Origin of the sequence: Marinomonas rhizomae (assembly GCF_024397855.1) — a bacterium.
In the GTDB taxonomy this organism is placed as follows: domain Bacteria; phylum Pseudomonadota; class Gammaproteobacteria; order Pseudomonadales; family Marinomonadaceae; genus Marinomonas; species Marinomonas rhizomae_A.
On the sequence record NZ_CP073343.1, the window covers coordinates 1 to 16,501 of the forward strand.

13 protein-coding genes are annotated in these 16,501 nt (G+C 45.3%); 9 read left to right on the top strand and 4 right to left on the bottom strand.

From position 1 onward, the window contains the following. The 4 genes from dnaA (at position 1) to gyrB (ending at position 6,310) form a co-directional block, all read left to right on the top strand. On the top strand, positions 1-1,551 hold the full coding sequence (dnaA, locus tag KDW99_RS00005) for a chromosomal replication initiator protein DnaA (protein ID WP_255827301.1): 1,551 nt from the start codon (positions 1-3) through the stop codon (positions 1,549-1,551). 32 nt (positions 1,552-1,583) lie between these two features. Then, a complete protein-coding gene (dnaN, locus tag KDW99_RS00010) occupies positions 1,584-2,681 on the top strand; it encodes a DNA polymerase III subunit beta (protein ID WP_114410490.1) in 1,098 nt (365 codons plus the stop codon). A gap of 98 nt (positions 2,682-2,779) precedes the next feature. Continuing rightward, positions 2,780-3,886 carry a DNA replication/repair protein RecF gene (gene recF, locus KDW99_RS00015; protein WP_255827302.1) on the top strand — a complete coding sequence of 369 codons (1,107 nt, stop codon included), beginning with the start codon at positions 2,780-2,782 and terminating at the stop codon, positions 3,884-3,886. Next, positions 3,887-6,310 carry a DNA topoisomerase (ATP-hydrolyzing) subunit B gene (gene gyrB / locus KDW99_RS00020; protein ID WP_255827303.1) on the top strand — a complete coding sequence of 808 codons (2,424 nt, stop codon included), beginning with the start codon at positions 3,887-3,889 and terminating at the stop codon, positions 6,308-6,310. Positions 6,311-6,392: 82 nt separating this feature from the next. On the opposite strand, the gene KDW99_RS00025 is transcribed toward gyrB, so the two are convergent. Further along, positions 6,393-7,238, bottom strand: coding sequence for an SDR family oxidoreductase (locus KDW99_RS00025; RefSeq protein ID WP_255827304.1), 846 nt, complete (start codon positions 7,236-7,238; stop codon positions 6,393-6,395). Positions 7,239-7,321: 83 nt separating this feature from the next. Between KDW99_RS00025 and KDW99_RS00030 the strand changes: the two genes are divergently transcribed. Continuing rightward, the gene (locus KDW99_RS00030) at positions 7,322-7,735 is read left to right on the top strand and encodes a winged helix-turn-helix transcriptional regulator (protein WP_255827305.1); all 414 of its coding nucleotides are present in this window, start codon (positions 7,322-7,324) and stop codon (positions 7,733-7,735) included. A gap of 153 nt (positions 7,736-7,888) precedes the next feature. Here the strand turns inward: KDW99_RS00030 and KDW99_RS00035 are convergent, their stop codons facing one another. Together KDW99_RS00035 and KDW99_RS00040 are read right to left on the bottom strand one after the other, a co-directional pair. Beyond that, positions 7,889-9,172 (bottom strand): NAD(P)/FAD-dependent oxidoreductase, encoded by a 1,284-nt coding sequence (locus KDW99_RS00035; protein ID WP_255827306.1) that lies wholly within the window; start codon positions 9,170-9,172, stop codon positions 7,889-7,891. Between the two features lie 115 nt (positions 9,173-9,287). Next, the gene (locus KDW99_RS00040) at positions 9,288-10,778 is read right to left on the bottom strand and encodes an aldehyde dehydrogenase (protein ID WP_255827307.1); all 1,491 of its coding nucleotides are present in this window, start codon (positions 10,776-10,778) and stop codon (positions 9,288-9,290) included. A gap of 178 nt (positions 10,779-10,956) precedes the next feature. On the opposite strand from KDW99_RS00040, the gene KDW99_RS00045 reads away from it, so the two are divergent. The 4 genes from KDW99_RS00045 (at position 10,957) to KDW99_RS00060 (ending at position 15,698) form a co-directional block, all read left to right on the top strand. Beyond that, a complete protein-coding gene (locus KDW99_RS00045) occupies positions 10,957-12,234 on the top strand; it encodes an NAD(P)/FAD-dependent oxidoreductase (protein ID WP_255827308.1) in 1,278 nt (425 codons plus the stop codon). 103 nt (positions 12,235-12,337) lie between these two features. Further along, the gene (locus KDW99_RS00050; protein ID WP_255827309.1) at positions 12,338-12,994 is read left to right on the top strand and encodes a TetR/AcrR family transcriptional regulator; all 657 of its coding nucleotides are present in this window, start codon (positions 12,338-12,340) and stop codon (positions 12,992-12,994) included. A 470-nt stretch (positions 12,995-13,464) separates the two neighbouring features. Then, the gene (locus KDW99_RS00055; RefSeq protein WP_255827310.1) at positions 13,465-14,799 is read left to right on the top strand and encodes a glutamine synthetase family protein; all 1,335 of its coding nucleotides are present in this window, start codon (positions 13,465-13,467) and stop codon (positions 14,797-14,799) included. 194 nt (positions 14,800-14,993) lie between these two features. Further along, entirely contained in the window at positions 14,994-15,698 is a 705-nt protein-coding gene (locus tag KDW99_RS00060; RefSeq protein WP_255827311.1) for a glutamine amidotransferase-related protein, read from the top strand. Positions 15,699-15,748: 50 nt separating this feature from the next. Here KDW99_RS00060 and KDW99_RS00065 read toward each other — a convergent pair whose 3' ends face one another. Continuing rightward, positions 15,749-16,480, bottom strand: a complete 732-nt coding sequence (locus KDW99_RS00065; protein ID WP_255827312.1) for a siderophore ferric iron reductase — start codon at positions 16,478-16,480, stop codon at positions 15,749-15,751. Positions 16,481-16,501 lie beyond the last annotated feature (21 nt).

Genomic DNA, 16,501 nt, shown 5'->3' on the forward strand with positions numbered 1-16,501 from the left:
GTGTCTTTGGAGCATTGGAATCTTTGTCTGCAGCGTTTGCAGAGTGAGTTTTCCACATCTCAGTTCAACACCTGGATTCGTCCATTGCAGGCTGAAATGATGCCGAATGGAGAATTGTGCCTAAGTGCACCAAACCGTTTTGTGTTGGACTGGGTGAGTAACAAATATCAAACGCGCATAAAGGAATTATTATCTGAATTTGCTGGCGATGATCTTGCACCGGCCTTAAAGCTGGCAGTGAAAGCTCAAAATTTTGCCCAAGCTAATCAGATGTCTCCTCCACCTCCTCCGGTCTCAAGTGAACCGGCTATTAATCCTTTAAATAATGAAGTCGCAAGAGAGTCTGGCTATCGTCCGGGTTTTGGCTTAATGGATGACGAAGAAGGCAGCCCGAATGCAGACCTTGAGTTTGAAGCGCCATTAACGTTATCTGGAGCGGGATTACGTGGAGATCTTGAACCTTATGAACAGGGGCAACTGCCGTTAACGGCGCCTAAACGTAAAGTACAAGTTGAAGGTGGTATTAACCACGGCGCGAACCTGAATAATTCTTTTACCTTTGATAACTTCATCGAGGGTAAATCGAACCAGCTGGCACATGCCGCCGCCTTGCAAGTCGCTGAAAATCCAGGCGGAGCTTATAACCCTCTCTTTATATACGGTGGCGTAGGTCTAGGTAAAACTCACTTAATGCAAGCCGTCGGTACGGAAATGATGCGTCACAATCCGAATGCTAAGGTGGTTTACCTGCATTCAGAACGTTTTGTTGCCGACATGGTAAAAGCACTGCAATTGAACGCAATTAACGATTTCAAGCGTTATTACCGTTCAGTGGATGCGTTATTAATTGATGATATCCAATTTTTTGCCGGTAAAGACCGCACACAAGAAGAGTTTTTCCACACCTTTAATGCTCTTTTAGAAGGTGGCCAGCAGATGATTTTGACCTGCGACCGCTATCCAAAAGAAATTCAAGGCTTAGAAGATCGTCTTAAGTCGCGTTTCGGTTGGGGTTTAACCGTTGCGATTGAACCGCCAGAATTAGAAACGCGTGTGGCGATTTTGATGCGTAAAGCGGATGAAAGTGGCATTAAGCTATCTTATGATTCCGCTTTCTTTATTGCGCAGAAAATACGTTCTAACGTTCGTGAATTAGAAGGCGCGTTAAAGCGTGTTATTGCCAACTCGCACTTTACTGGGCGTGCAATTACGCCTGATTTTGTTCGTGAGTCGTTAAAAGACCTTTTGGCCTTGCAAGATAAGCTGGTTAACATTGATAATATCCAGCGAATTGTGGCGGAATATTACAAAATTAAGATTAGTGATCTGTTGTCCAAACGCCGTAGTCGATCTGTTGCTCGTCCTCGCCAAGTGGCGATGTCGTTAGCAAAAGAATTGACCAACCATAGCTTGCCAGAAATTGGCGATGCGTTTGGTGGTCGTGACCATACGACAGCCTTGCACGCGATTCGCAAGATTAAAGAACTGCAAGATACGGATTCGGATATCCGTGAAGACTACAAACAATTGATGCGAATTCTGACCACCTGATGGTCTAAGACTTTGAGTTTACGAGGAAAATAATGAAATTTTCAGTCGTCCGCGAGACACTTCTTAAGCCACTTCAACTAGTGGCAGGCGTTGTAGAGCGCAAACAAACCATGCCTGTCTTGGCCAACGTATTGGTGGAAGTAAAAGACCAAGTACTGACGCTTACCGGTTCTGATTTAGAAGTCGAATTGGTTGGCCATGTTCCATTAGATGAATGCGAAGAAGGCCGTATTACCGTGCCTGCTCGTAAACTAATGGACATTTGTAAAAGTTTACCTGATAGCGCTGTTATTGAGTTTACCTTGGATGACCAAAAAGCGGTCATTCGTTCAGGTCGTTCACGTTTTAGCTTATCTACTTTGCCAGCCGATGAATTCCCGAATATCCAAGATATGCAAGGTGATTTGTCTGTGTCTATCGCGCAAAACAGTGTACGTCGTTTGATCGACCGTACGGGTTTTGCCATGGCGAACCAAGATGTGCGTTATTACCTTAACGGCATGCTGTTAGAAGTGGCTGATGGTCAACTACGCGTAGTAGCAACCGATGGACACCGTTTAGCAACCGCTGTTGAAGATGCCCAAGTAAGTGGCGATCTGACGCAAGTTATCGTACCTCGCAAAGGTGTATTGGAATTAAACCGCTTGCTGAACGATACCGATGAAGTGGTTGAGCTAACCATAGGCACAAACCATATTCGTGCCAAAGTCGCGGATTATGTGTTCACTTCTAAGCTAGTTGATGGCAAATTCCCTGATTATCATCGTGTTATTCCTCGTAACAACGAAAAAATCGTTATTGCTGATCGTTTGGAATTACGTCAAGTATTCCTGCGTGCATCGATTCTTTCTAACGAGAAATACCGTGGCGTGCGTTTGATTCTGTCTAATGGCATGTTGCAAGTCTTTGCTAATAACCCAGAGCAAGAAGAAGCTGAAGAATCCGTATTGGTGCAATACCAAGGCGACAATATGGAAGTGGGTTTCAACGTGGGTTACTTGTTAGACGTACTGGGTGTCGTAGACTCTCAGGAAGTACGTTTATCGTTAAACGACTCAAACAGCAGTGCCTTGATCGAAGAAGCTCAAAGTCACGCAGCACAATACGTTGTGATGCCGATGCGTCTATAATTCTCTGCTAGATGAATAGACCTATCACCCATCAGGCGTTTGAGAAAATCAAACGCCTGCTGGCTTGTCTTCCCTCCCCCTATTAAGGTTTAAGAGTTATGCCGCTGGTGCGTTTGGACATCTCTCATGTTCGCAACCTTTCTAGTGTGCGCTTTGAACCTTCGCCCCAAGTGAATGTGATCGTTGGCAAAAATGGCAGCGGTAAAACCTCTGTTTTAGAAGCCATTCATTTATTATCGTTTGGTCGTTCCTTTCGTAGCCATAAGCACAAAACCTATATTCAGCATGAAAATGAAGCTTGTATCGTCTTTGCACAGCTCTATCAAACGCAAGGTAGCCCGATTCGAGTGGGTCTACAGCGCTATCGTGATGGTCAAATTGACGTTCGTATCCAAGGACAACGAGCGCAATCGGTTATTGAGTTGGCAGAACGTCTTCCAGTACAGCTTATTAATCCCGATGCCTTTCGATTATTAGAGGGTTCTCCAAGCATTCGACGTCAATTTATCGATTGGGGAGCGTTTCATTTTGATAAAGACTTCATTCAAGCGTGGCGAGGTTGGCAAAAAGCATTAAAACAGCGGAATACCTTGCTCAGACGTGGTAAAATATCCCTCAGTTTATTGGCGGCATTTGATCAGGAATTGATCCGACTGGGTGAGCAAGTCAATCAATCTCGCAAATCGTATGTGGAAAAGTTAACACCGCATTTTGAGACGGTTTTATCGCAATTAACCACAGAGCTTTCGGTGAATCTTCAGTTCTTTCAGGGCTGGGATGCGCAGAAAAATTTAGCGATGGCGGTGGAAGCGGGACGTGAGCGAGATATTGAATTAGGTTACACGCACACTGGCCCCCAAAGAGCAGATTTACGCGTGAAAACTGCGACGGGCGATGCATTAGATACCCTGTCTCGTGGTCAGCAAAAGCTGGTGGTTTCCGCGCTAAAGATTGCTCAAGGGCAGTTGCTGATTGATATGGGTCGCCCTCTGGTATTTTTAGTGGATGATTTGCCAGCAGAGTTGGACGCCAACCACAGACAGAAACTGTGTCAGTTGTTGGAGTCACTAAACAGCCAAATTTTTATTACCAGTGTCGAGCCTGATACAACGGATTTTACGTGGGCCGATACAACAGACGTTCGTCAATTTGCTATGAATAACGGCGAATTGTCTTTATTGAGCAAAGGTTTGCAGGAGAGTTAAATGAGTGAAAATAATTACGAAGCGTCCAGTATCAAGGTGCTCAAAGGGCTAGATGCCGTACGTAAACGCCCAGGAATGTATATCGGCGATACGGACGATGGCACAGGCTTGCACCACATGGTATTTGAAGTCGTGGATAACTCCATTGATGAAGCCCTTGCTGGTCACTGTGACACGATTACCGTCTTGATTCACCCTGATGAATCTATTTCCGTGTCTGATAACGGCCGTGGTATTCCGGTTGATATGCACGAAGAAGAAGGTGTGTCTGCTGCCGAAGTTATCATGACGGTACTTCACGCTGGTGGTAAGTTTGACGATAACTCATATAAAGTTTCTGGTGGTCTTCACGGTGTAGGTGTTTCGGTTGTAAACGCCCTATCTGAAGAACTAACCTTGACGATCCGTAAGAACGGCAAAGTTTACGAGCAACATTACAAGCATGGTGTACCACAAGCCCCTCTTGCTATTGTCGGTGATTCTGACGGCAAGGGAACAACGGTTCATTTCAAACCTTCTGCTGATACTTTTACTAACATCTTGTTTTATTATGACATCTTGGCCAAACGCCTACGTGAATTGTCATTTTTGAACTCTGGTGTTGCTATCAAATTAAAAGACGAGCGTTCTGGTAAAGAAGAATTCTTTAACTACGAAGGCGGATTGCGTTCTTTTGTTGAGCATTTGAATACCAACAAAACGCCAATCAACGATATTTTTCACTTTATTTGCCAACGTGATGACCTAGAAGATGGTATCGCTGTTGAAGTGGCATTGCAGTGGAACGAAGGCTTCCAAGAAAACATCTATTGTTACACCAACAATATTCCTCAGCGCGATGGCGGTACTCACCTTGCGGGTTTCCGTGGTGCGTTAACGCGAACGTTGAACAACTTTATTGAAAAAGAAGGCCTTGCGAAAAAGCAAAAAGTCGCAACGACAGGCGATGACAGCCGCGAAGGTTTGACTGCGATTGTATCGGTAAAAGTACCGGATCCGAAGTTCTCTTCTCAGACCAAAGACAAGCTCGTATCTTCTGAAGTAAAAACGGCCGTAGAACAAGAAATGGCGAAACGTTTTTCTGAGTATTTACTTGAGAAACCTGGTGAAGCCAAAATCATCGTTAATAAAATGATTGATGCGGCTCGTGCGCGTGAAGCTGCACGTCGTGCTCGTGATATGACTCGCCGTAAAGGCGCGTTGGATATCGCAGGCTTGCCGGGTAAATTGGCTGATTGTCAGGAAAAAGACCCTGCGCTTTCTGAAATCTACCTAGTGGAGGGTGACTCTGCAGGTGGCTCGGCAAAACAAGGTCGTGATCGTCGTACACAAGCCATTTTGCCTTTGAAAGGTAAAATCTTGAACGTCGAAAAAGCCCGTTTTGATAAAATGCTGGCGTCTGTTGAAGTCGGCACCCTGATTACTGCATTGGGTTGTGGTATCGGCCGTGACGAATTCAACGCTGACAAATTGCGTTACCACAGCATCGTTATCATGACCGATGCCGACGTGGATGGATCGCACATTCGTACTCTGCTTTTGACCTTCTTCTTCCGTCAAATGCCAGAAATCATCGAACGTGGTCACATCTTCATTGCCCAACCACCCTTGTTTAAAATCAAACGTGGTAAACAAGAGCAATATATCAAAGACGAAGCTGCATTGGATCAACACTTGATCGAAGTGGCGTTAGACGGTGCTCACATGCATGTGAACGCTGATGCTCCGGGCATTCAAGGTGAGCATTTGGCGAAACTAATGCGTGATTTCATCCACATTGAAGCGGATGTAGATCGTTTGTCTCGTGTGTATCCAAAAGATGTAATGGGCAAGCTTCTGTACTGCAAAGCGCTAACGCAAGAAGACTTGACTCAAGAAGCCTCTGTATTGGAATGGGTTGAAGCTATCCGTAGTCAAATGCCACAAGATGCTCGTACTGGCTTCCGTTTTGACTTCTCTGTAGAGAAAGACGACGAACGTAATATCTACTTACCAGTAGTCGACATCATGTCTCATGGTGTGTCTAACCGTTACCGTTTCGAAGGCACCTTCTTCAACTCACCAGAATACAAACGCATTGTTGCTATGTCTGAAACCGTAGCAGAATTGTTTGGTGAAGAGTCCTACATCCAACGTGGTGAACGTCGTGAAACCGTGAAAACCATCAGTGACATGAAGGCATGGTTGATGAAAGAAGCGTCTCGCGGCATGACCATCCAGCGCTACAAAGGTCTGGGTGAGATGAACCCTGAGCAACTTTGGGAAACCACCATGGACCCAGAAGCACGTCGTATGTTGCGCGTTACCATCGACGACGCCGTTGCGGCTGACCAAATGTTCACTACCTTGATGGGTGACGAAGTAGAACCACGTCGTAACTTCATCCAAGACAACGCCTTGAGCGTAGCGAACCTAGACGTTTAAGTCTTAGTTTGACCAACAAAAAAGCGGTTAGAGTGAAAGCTCTAACCGCTTTTTTTATTGCTAGATAAAGATCTTTAAGTACTTACAGCGCCGCTTTGATGCTGTCTTCGATTGGCGTGGTTGGACGGCCAATGAGTGTGGATAGGTCTTTGCTTTCGCTGAATAAGCCCCCTTTAGAAGCGCCTGCCTCAGAGTCCGCAAGAATCGCCGCGAAGCCTTCTGGTAAGCCTGCGCCAACCAGAATCTTGGTGAATTCTGCTTCAGGAACATTTTGGTAAGCAACCGTTTTGCCTGTTACTTTGCTGATTGCTGCGGCGTATTCGCTTAGCGTGAAGGCATTATCGCCAGCCAATTCGTATACTTTACCAGCTTGTCCGTCGTTGACTAATACGGCTGCTGCGGCGGCGGCAAAGTCGGCACGGGACGCTGTTGCTAATTTACCGTCTCCAGCACAGCCTACAACACCATATTCTAATGCGGTTGCTACACTCATTGTGTAGTTTTCTGAATACCAACCATTGCGAAGAAGTACATGAGGTACGCCTGATTCCGCCAATAATTTCTCTGTCGCTACATGCTCTTCTGCTAAGATAAGTGGTGACGTGTCAGCTTTCAAAATACTGGTGTAAGCGATCAAAGAAACCCCAGCTTGTTTGGCAGCATTGATAATGTTGTTGTGCTGAGCGGTACGCTGTCCAACTTCGCTGGAAGAGATCAATAATACTTTTTCAACGCCTTGCATCGCTGCAACAAGAGAGTCTTGGTCTGTGTAGTCTGCCTGATGAACTTGAACGCCCTTTTCTGCCAAATCTGCGACTTTTTCTGGACTGCGAACGGCTGCAACAATGTTGCTCGCTGCTGTTTTTTCCAATAGTGAATCAATAACAAGACGGCCAAGTTGACCGGATGCGCCAGTAACTAAAATCATAATATTCTCCTTTGAGTTTTGAGTGGATGTAAGTAGAATATATCACTAACAAACTTTTAGTAAGTACATACAAAAAGGTAAGTATGGAAAATAATTTACAAGATTCTCAGCACGGTATGTCTCGATTATTTGAGAAAGGCGATGTGTTTTCAGACAAATGCCCTTCCCGTGATATTTTGAAGCATGTCACTAGTCGTTGGGGTGTGTTGGTATTGTTTGCTTTGAAAGGTGGTCAAACACATCGTTTCAGTGAATTGCGTCGTAAGATTACGGGAGTGAGCGAAAAGATGCTCGCGCAAACGCTTCAAGCATTGGAACTAGACGGCTTTGTTTTACGTACTTCGTATCCTGTTGTCCCGCCTCATGTGGAATACAGCTTGACGGAATTAGGGTTTGAAGTGTCTGCTCGTGTCGCCAGTTTGGCAGATTGGATAGAAGACAATATTACCGATATTTTGGCGGCTCAGTCCTCGCAGAGCGATTCATTAAGTGCCTAAACCATTGCTTTAAACGATCGGCATAAATGATTTTTGAATTGTTAAGTTTCTATATTTATTGAAATTAAAAGTAAGTGAATACTCACACTTATTTACTTAAAATCAAACACACCGCTTTCGAGAGGTGTGTTTGATTGAAGAGATGATAGAAAACTAGATGCCGAGCTTATCGCGTAGATTGTAATACACGGCACCGACAGCTGTGTACGGTACGCGTAGCAAGCGACCGCCAGGGAATTGATATTGTGGCATGCTGGCGAAGACATCAAAGCGTTCCATTTCACCATCAATAGCGTCTGATAAAATCTCCCCCATTAAATGCGAGTTGGTCACGCCATGGCCAGAATAGCCTTGTGCGTAATAGATATTATCGCCAATCTTACCCACTTGCGGCATGCGCATCATGGTTAGAAGAAAGTTGCCTGTCCACGCAAAATCGATTTTAGTGTCTTTAAGCATTGGATAGGTTTCTAGCATTTTTGGCACTATGATGGATTCAATCTTACCGGGGTCACGAGCACCATACGTTGTGCCTCCTCCGTAGATAAGACGGCCATCTCCCGACAGACGGTAGTAATCCAATAAGTAGTTACAGTCTTCTACACAGTGATCTGTTGGTAACAGTTGTTTTTGGATTTCTTCTGCTAGCGGTTCGGTTGCGATGACCTGTGTTCCGCATGGCATGGCCTTTTTCTCTATTTCTGGCAATAAACCAAACATATAGGCGTTACCAGCGACAACGATCGTATCCGCGATGACGGTGCCTTGTTTGGTGACGACCTTGCCTGATTTACCTTGCTCCAAACGAATTACTTCGGAATCTTCGAATATTTGTCCGCCAAGCTCTTCAAATGCGTTGGCTTGGCCAAGAACTAGGTTCAATGGCTGAATGTGCCCGCCCTTCTTGTCCAGTAAGCCACCAGCATAGCGATCTGAGCCGATATGATCTTGAATAGACGAAGCAGTTAATAGCTCCAATTCGTTATGCCCATGACTCTCCCACAGGGCTTTTTTGGCTTTGAGTTCTTCGAATTGTTTGTTATTGCAAGCGGCAAAAAGGTTACCGTGCTTTAAGTCACAATCAATGTTGTATTTTTTGATGCGGCGACGAATCAGTTCAGAACCGGCAAACGCCATTTTTGCCATTTTATGGCCTATGTCATCGCCATAATTATTGAAGATATAATCAATGTCGCGGTTAAAGCTGTTAACGATTTGGCCACCATTGCGACCAGAAGCGCCAAAGCCGATGCGTGACCCTTCAACCACAATAACGCGCTTGCCTTTTTCCGCTAGGCTTAATGCCGTTGATATGCCAGTAAACCCAGCACCAACGACACAGACATCACAACGATGCTCACCCGTTAGCTGTGGACGAATGGCTTTATCATTTGCAGAGTCTGCGTAGTATGAATTTGCATGTGTAGGGGACGACATATAGAACCTCTCCTATGGCGCGTAGACGCTTTAATCTGCGCACCCACTAGTGTAAAAAGCGGGGCTATTGATGCCCCTGTTCATTTAACGACGTGTTATCCATCTTAGTATTAGCCTATTTCAGGCTGATCCAGGTATTTTTAATCTCGGTATATTTTTCTAGCGCATGCCAAGATTTGTCTCGGCCGTTTCCTGAGGCTTTAACGCCACCAAAGGGTACTGTTGTATCGCCATCGCCCCAAGTATTGACCCATACCATACCGGACTCTAATAGACGACTGACGCGGTGCGCGCGGCCCAAATCATTGGTCCAAATTGCCGCGCCTAAGCCGTATTTGGAATCGTTTGCCAATTCAATGGCTTCGGCTTCGGTATCGAATGTCATGACCGCGAGTACGGGACCAAAAATCTCTTCCTGAACGAATGTCATCGTGTGACTTGCATCGGTAAAAATAGTCGGTTTTGCATAGAACCCCTGGCCTTCTTGGTAATCGGGCACGCCACCTAACGCCAATGTTGCGCCATCAGCAATGGCACTCTCAATAAAGCCGGTCACGGTATCAAGCTGTGCTTTGTCGACCATTGGTCCCATTTTGGTGGCTGGGTCTAATGGATCACCAGGTACGTAGGTTTTGGCAGCGTCGAGTAAGGCGACCATGAAGGCGTCTTTGATACTGTTGTGAACATACAAGCGCGAACATGCGATACAAACTTCCCCTTGGTTGGTGAAGATGGCGGTTGCAGCTCCTTTGGCGGCCGCTTGAATGTCTTTGCAATCTTCAAAGACGATACAAGGGGATTTACCGCCTGCTTCTAGCCAAACGCGTTTCATGTTCGATTGACCCGCGTATTGCATTAATAGACCCGCAACGCGGCTGGAACCGGTAAACGCCAAGGTGCCGATATCATGATGCAGTGCTAGGGCTTTTCCAGCGGTGTGGCCAAATCCTGGGAGGACGTTAAATACACCATCTGGAAGCCCAGCTTGTGTTGCTAGTTCGGCAATTCTAAGTGCGCTTAAAGGCGATTTCTCAGACGGTTTTAAAATAATGCTGTTGCCCGCAGCTAATGCTGGCGAGATTTTCCACATCACCATCATTAATGGGTAGTTCCACGGGGTAATGATGGCAACAACGCCCAGTGGCTCGCGGCTAATCAGCGCTAAATTGTCTGGGTTCGTTGGTGCAATTTCACCGTACAATTTGTCGATGCATTCGGCTGACCAACGTAAACTATCTATTGAATCTGGCACGTCGATGCCGACCATTTCTGAAATAGACTTACCCATATCTAAGGTATCGATTAAGGCGAGTTCGTCTTGATGTTCTTCTAGCAAATCGGCCCATTTCTGTAGGATACGTTTACGCTTATTGGGCGCCATGTTTGACCAAGCACCGCTTTTAAAGGACGCTTTAGCCGCCGCGGTAGCAAGGTTAACGTCCGCTTCATCACAGCTGGCGACCTTTGCCAGCAAGGACTCGTCCGTAGGATTGATGCAATCAAACCTGTCACCGCTTTGCGCTGGTGTGAAAGCACCATTAATGTAGGCATCGGAATGTAGGCTGATCGTGTTACGAAGGGCTTGCCATTCTTGGTAAGTTTTCATACGTAATTCCTTTCTTTGTCGTCCAACAAAAAATGCTAAAGATATTGCTATGTATCTAAATTAACAGGCTGTGCTCTTTCACACCATATCCACTCTATCGAATAGTTGCCAGTTGACACCACATATATAATCGATCAATTATTCGGTTATTGATCTTTTGACGACACAGGAGTATCCATTGACCAAGCATGAACCCTCTTACTACGAGGCGACAGCGAACGGATTAAAAAGCCGTCCGCAGCTCGTGGATGATCACAGTGCTGATATTTGTATCATTGGTGGTGGATTCACCGGCACATCTGCCGCTTTGCATCTTGCCGAGGCGGGTTATAAGGTGATCTTGCTGGAAGCGAATGAAATCGGCTGGGGAGCGTCGGGACGTAATGGCGGTCAAATATGCCAAGGTTATAATATGGGCCATGCTGACCTAGTCGATAAGGTTGGCAAAGAGATCGCTGATTTACTATGGCAAACCTCGGTGGATTCCGTAACCATGGTCAAAGATCTGATTGCGAAATACCAAATTGACTGTGATTTAACGCCGAGTGTATTACATGTGGCTTCGAAAGCACGTCACGCTGACGATATAAAAAAAGCGGTTGAATACAAACGTCAGCAGTTAAATTACGATGGTGTTGATTATCTAGATGCCAGATCTGTGTCCGAAAAATTGGGTACAGACTGCTATTACGGTGGGGAATGGTATAAAGAAGGCGCTCACATTCACCCTCTGAATTTTGTCCTTGGATTGGCTAATGCAGCTGAGTCTCATGGGGCTAAGCTGTACGATAATTCGGCAGTGCTAGAGTATACCGATGGCAAAAATCCTGAGGTGATCACCGCTAAAGGCCGTGTTAAATGTCGCTATTTATTGTTTGCTTGTAATGGTTATATGGGGCATTTAAATGGCCCTGCGGCCCGTAAGATTATGCCGATCAATAACTTTATTATCGCCACTGAACCCTTACCTGATACGGTGACAGAACACATTAATCCAGAGCGTATTGCCGTTGCAGATTCCAAGTTTGTGGTGAACTATTACCGATTATCTCGTGATGGGCGCATGTTATGGGGTGGCGGAGAAAACTATACTCCGTCCTTCCCTAAAGACATTGCTGGATTTGTAAAAAAGCACATGGTGGCAACCTATCCAGAACTGTCCAAATACCGCATTGATTATGCTTGGGGAGGCACGCTCGCCATCACGCTTAATCGTATGCCACAGATTACACGTCAACAGGAGAATATCTTTGTGGCGCAGGGGTATTCAGGGCACGGTGTGGCGTTGGCCACTTATGCAGGCGCCATTTTTGCCAAAGCGGTGCAAGGCTCTTTAGAAGAAGTGGACGCATTTGAAAAACTGCCCTCCCGTGATTTTCCTGGTGGCACTTTGTTGCGTTGGCCAGGATTAGTGGCTGGCATGCTGTATTACTCGATGTTGGATCGATTGCCTTAACTTGATGAGTGAGCTTGCATCGCCGAGCCCTGTTTGGGGTGCCATTTATATAATTTAGGCAATCAATTTCTTGTACTCTGTTAAAAGGAAGTCAACTTAAACTATGGCTACTCCACCTTCTCAAATGAAAACCATGCAATCTGTTTCGCCTCGTAGTGAGCCTATGCAATCTCGTTCTATTAAACGTGCTAAGCAAATATTAGAGGTGACGAGCGAGCTGTTGGAAACAGTGGGTTTGAACGATCTAAACACGGCGATTATTGCCAAAGAAGTTGGTATTTCGGTTGGGTCTTTGTATCACTACTTCCCAAATAAACACGCGATTCTGTATGCCATGGGAAAATCTTGGCTCGACAGTATTGAAGACGTGCTTGCCGAAATCCAAGAGTGGTCTCTAGAAGACATGACATTAGCTGACTTTATCGATCAGATAGTCGACATTAACTTGCGTACATATCGTCAGCAACGCGCTGTTTTGCGATTGGTACAAGCGATGTTTTCAGTACAGGAGCTGCGTGAGTTAGATGAGCAGCATGATGACATGGTGATTTCTCAAATGGCCAAAATATTTAAACGTATCGGACTGAAAAAGCACATCCGAGAGCGAGAGCGAATTGCTCGTTTGTATTTGGAAGTGACGCACAGTACGTATTTGGTGGTGGTGAATCAAAATGAGCGTCGTGCGTCGAGCACCTTGTCGGATCTAAAGTTGATGCTAACTTGCTTATTGGAGAGACATCTCAACGAAACAACAGCCTGATACTAAGTGCTTTCTAGTTGGCTTTTTTATCGCTCTAAAGCGTCTCAGTAATAGACTTGGTCGTACTCATTGTATTCAAAAGAGTGATGCCATGGCGATCCAGATAATTCTATTAGCAAGTCGACTTATTACTCGGTTTTGCTGTTACCTATCAATGACGCTATCTGGAGCAAAATATCTTTCGACTTTTTTACTCTTTTTGTAGTAAAAATGAAGATATCGCCTGATCAATTCTTCGGACTTATGCCACTTTGTCTGGTTTTGGTGAGTATTCATAAACATGTCGAAATTTATATGTATCCATTCTGGGTGAGTTACTCGCGGAAATTGTTTGGGTTAAGGTGCTTTATATTGAAAAAATGTAACTTTAATTCTGTCTGTAAAACAAAAAAGTCGAATCAAAGTTCGATTATAAGCAGATTAAAAATGACCTCTTCCACAGTAAGATTCATTTTATAAGAGAATATTCTATGTCGGATATATATGAAGGGAATAACGAGTTTGATCTGTTTATTACAGATTTAAATGGCAACTTGCGCGGTAAGCGTATTCCCTCTAGCGGTTTAGAAAGCGTCATGACGCAAGGGGTAAAACTTCCTCAGTCGGTGATTGGATTTGACCACTGGGGGGACGATGTTCTCGATAACGGCATGGTATTCGAAACAGGAGACAGCGACGGTGTTTGTTTCCCTGTCCATTCTCAACCTATTCCAGTGCCGTGGGCCGAATCGGTTCGTGATCAAGTTTTGGCGATGATGTATAACGCAGATGGCACGCCCTTTTACCCAGATCCTCGTCAAATTTTGACGCGCATTGTTAAACGCTTCAAAGACCTTGGCTACACACCCGTTGTGGCAACAGAGCTGGAATTTTACCTATTAGATGGCGAGGCAGAAGCCAAGCGTCAGCCTTCCCCTCCTATCATCGTCGAAGGCAACGGCGTGCGTTTGAACAAAACCGATTGCTACTCCATTGAAGAAATGGACGGTCTAGAAGGCTTTTTCGCCGAGGTTCGCAGTGCGTGTGAAATACAAGGTATTCCTGCCGATACCATCATTTCTGAATTAGGCCCAGGCCAGTTTGAAATCAATATGAAACACAGCAATGACGCCGTTCAAGCTGCCGATCATGCGATTATGTTTAAACGTTTAGTGAAAGGCGTGGCACGTCATCATGACTTTGGCGCGACGTTTATGGCGAAACCCTATGCAGATAAAAGTGGCAATGGCTTCCATGTGCATTTTAGTTTATTGGATGAACAAGGCAAGAATGTATTCGATAACGGCACTGATGAAGGTTCTGGTTTGTTACAGCAAGCTGTTGCTGGGGTGTTAAAGCATATGTCTAGTTCAATGTTAGTGTTTGCACCGCACATGAATTCTTACCGCCGTTTCCAAAATGGCGCTCATGCTCCAACATTCGCTAGTTGGGGTTATGAAAACCGTACCGTAGCGGTTCGAATTCCGGAAAGCGAACACATAGCTCGTCGCCTTGAACATCGTGTGGCGGGAGCTGATGCTAACCCGTATTTGGTGTTGTCTGCTGTATTAGGAGCCGCTTTAAATGGCATTGAAGCAAAATTGTCTCCACCTCAAGCGATCGAAGGTGATGCTTACGCTATGTCGGAACGTTTTGAGCCCTTGCCCAATAGATGGGAATTGGCAGCAAAATCCTTTGCCGATAGTACTTTCTTGCGGGATTATTTAGGCGAAGAGTTTGTCCGTGTTTATGGCGCAGTAAAAGAACAAGAACAGCAAAAAATATACAGCCGTATTTCTAACGTCGAATACGAAGCCTATTTGTAGCTATCAGGTTAGCAATCAATAAAAAGACGTCAAAGAAGCGCGATGGACCTTGGTGATAAGCCTGTCTCGTTGTTTTTCTTAATTACCTTGCCTTTAATTACATCGGCAATATTGCCTGGCTGGCTACTTTCATCATGCGTCGTCAAAATCGATTCAAGAAACCATAAACGTTGTGTTACTGAGGTAAGTTATAAATGAAGATAGGAATTCTCGCCGCGGGTATTACGCCTGATGTGTTACGCGATAAGTACCCGACTTACGCAGAAATGTTTGCTCAGCAGATCGCTGTATTAGAGCCGGATTTGTCGTTTGAAATATTTGATGTTCGTTTGGATGAGTTTCCAGAAAGTACTGATTCTTGTGATGCTTGGTTAATTACCGGGTCAAAATCCGATGCTTATGGTGATGATCCATGGATCAGTCGGTTGTGTGAGTTTATTCGGGATGTGGATGCTAAGGGCCAAGTGCTGGTGGGCATCTGTTTTGGTCACCAAGTGATTGCCCGTGCTTTGGGTGGTCGGGTTGCCAAGTTCGATGGCGGCTGGGGTGTCGGTGTACATCATTATAAGATTGTTGAGGAGGATGTGGTGCCTTTGGATCTGCAAGACATTGCGTTTTGTGCCTTCCACCAAGACCAAGTACTGGAAAAACCGGAAAAAATGAAGAGCTTTTTGAGCAGTGATTTTTGCCAACATGCGGGGTTGATTTATAAAGATCGCATCTTGACGTTCCAAGGTCACCCTGAGTTCTCTAAGGACTACGAAATGGCGTTGATAGATCTCTATGATGGGGCGACGCTGGCACCGGATGTTGTTCATAAAGCGCGTCAAAGTGTCGAAAGCGAAGCTATACAGAATAAAGCTCTAATGGCTTGGATTGGTAAGTTCTTACAAGGCTAATCTATTCCTGTGAAGCGCTTTTCCGACAAGAACCATAGTCTGAAAAGCGCTTAGGAGGCCAAATTGGCCTTTTTATTATGCAGCCTAGGGCAATTACTACAAAGCTCACCGCCATCACGACGGAAGTGTAAACAGCAAGTATGGCGGACAAAAACAGGCGCTTCTGTATCTTGTTGGCTAAGCCCTGCAAGCGGTTTCAAGGGTAAATTCATCGCTTCTGCCCAGTTTCGAAAATCCTGTTCAAGATCGAATTTTTGCGTTACTGGTAGTAAGTTGCCTATTGCGATCAATGCGCTCATTACCTGATCCGCTAGCAAGCCTTTGTAAAGCGCAGGTCTTCCGCCGAAAGCATTAACATGCGCGTTTTCAAAGGACTGGAAAAGAACCGTTAGCTGTTCACAAATGCTTTTTATCAGAACTTCGTGATTTCCCTCCTGCCATATTCCATCCGGTAAAATATACCCTGAGACCATTTCGCCGTTTTGCTTTTGTTCTAGGTCTTGTAAACGCAGAGGCACCGCTTTGAGCTGATAGACGCAAATCATTGCCAGATAAATCGGCTGCCAACAGACTAATCCCCAAGATCTAATACGCCAATAAGGCGCACCCGTTTCTGGGTGCGCCTTTTGTAATGTGCTATGCAAAATTTGCAGTGCGTATTCCGGTGTTTTGGCGGACACGTTGGTAGTGTTTCGCTTCTCGTTAAAGACGCTTTCTTCTCCGTCCAGTACGGCAATATAAGATCTGGCGGCGGTGAAAAGACGGTCTATAAGCCTTTCCATGTTTCTTTACCTCTAAGTTGT

Excerpts from the sequence above, each read along its gene's own strand:
- KDW99_RS00025 (WP_255827304.1), bottom strand. The coding sequence starts at position 7,238 with ATGATTTTAGTTACTGGCGCATCCGGTCAACTTGGCCGTCTTGTTATT.
- KDW99_RS00040 (WP_255827307.1), bottom strand. The coding sequence starts at position 10,778 with ATGAAAACTTACCAAGAATGGCAAGCCCTTCGTAACACGATCAGCCTA.
- KDW99_RS00060 (WP_255827311.1), top strand. The coding sequence starts at position 14,994 with ATGAAGATAGGAATTCTCGCCGCGGGTATTACGCCTGATGTGTTACGC.
- KDW99_RS00050 (WP_255827309.1), top strand. The coding sequence starts at position 12,338 with ATGGCTACTCCACCTTCTCAAATGAAAACCATGCAATCTGTTTCGCCT.
- KDW99_RS00035 (WP_255827306.1), bottom strand. The coding sequence starts at position 9,172 with ATGTCGTCCCCTACACATGCAAATTCATACTACGCAGACTCTGCAAAT.
- KDW99_RS00065 (WP_255827312.1), bottom strand. The coding sequence starts at position 16,480 with ATGGAAAGGCTTATAGACCGTCTTTTCACCGCCGCCAGATCTTATATT.
- dnaN (WP_114410490.1), top strand. The coding sequence starts at position 1,584 with ATGAAATTTTCAGTCGTCCGCGAGACACTTCTTAAGCCACTTCAACTA.
- gyrB (WP_255827303.1), top strand. The coding sequence starts at position 3,887 with ATGAGTGAAAATAATTACGAAGCGTCCAGTATCAAGGTGCTCAAAGGG.
- KDW99_RS00030 (WP_255827305.1), top strand. The coding sequence starts at position 7,322 with ATGGAAAATAATTTACAAGATTCTCAGCACGGTATGTCTCGATTATTT.
- KDW99_RS00055 (WP_255827310.1), top strand. The coding sequence starts at position 13,465 with ATGTCGGATATATATGAAGGGAATAACGAGTTTGATCTGTTTATTACA.
- recF (WP_255827302.1), top strand. The coding sequence starts at position 2,780 with ATGCCGCTGGTGCGTTTGGACATCTCTCATGTTCGCAACCTTTCTAGT.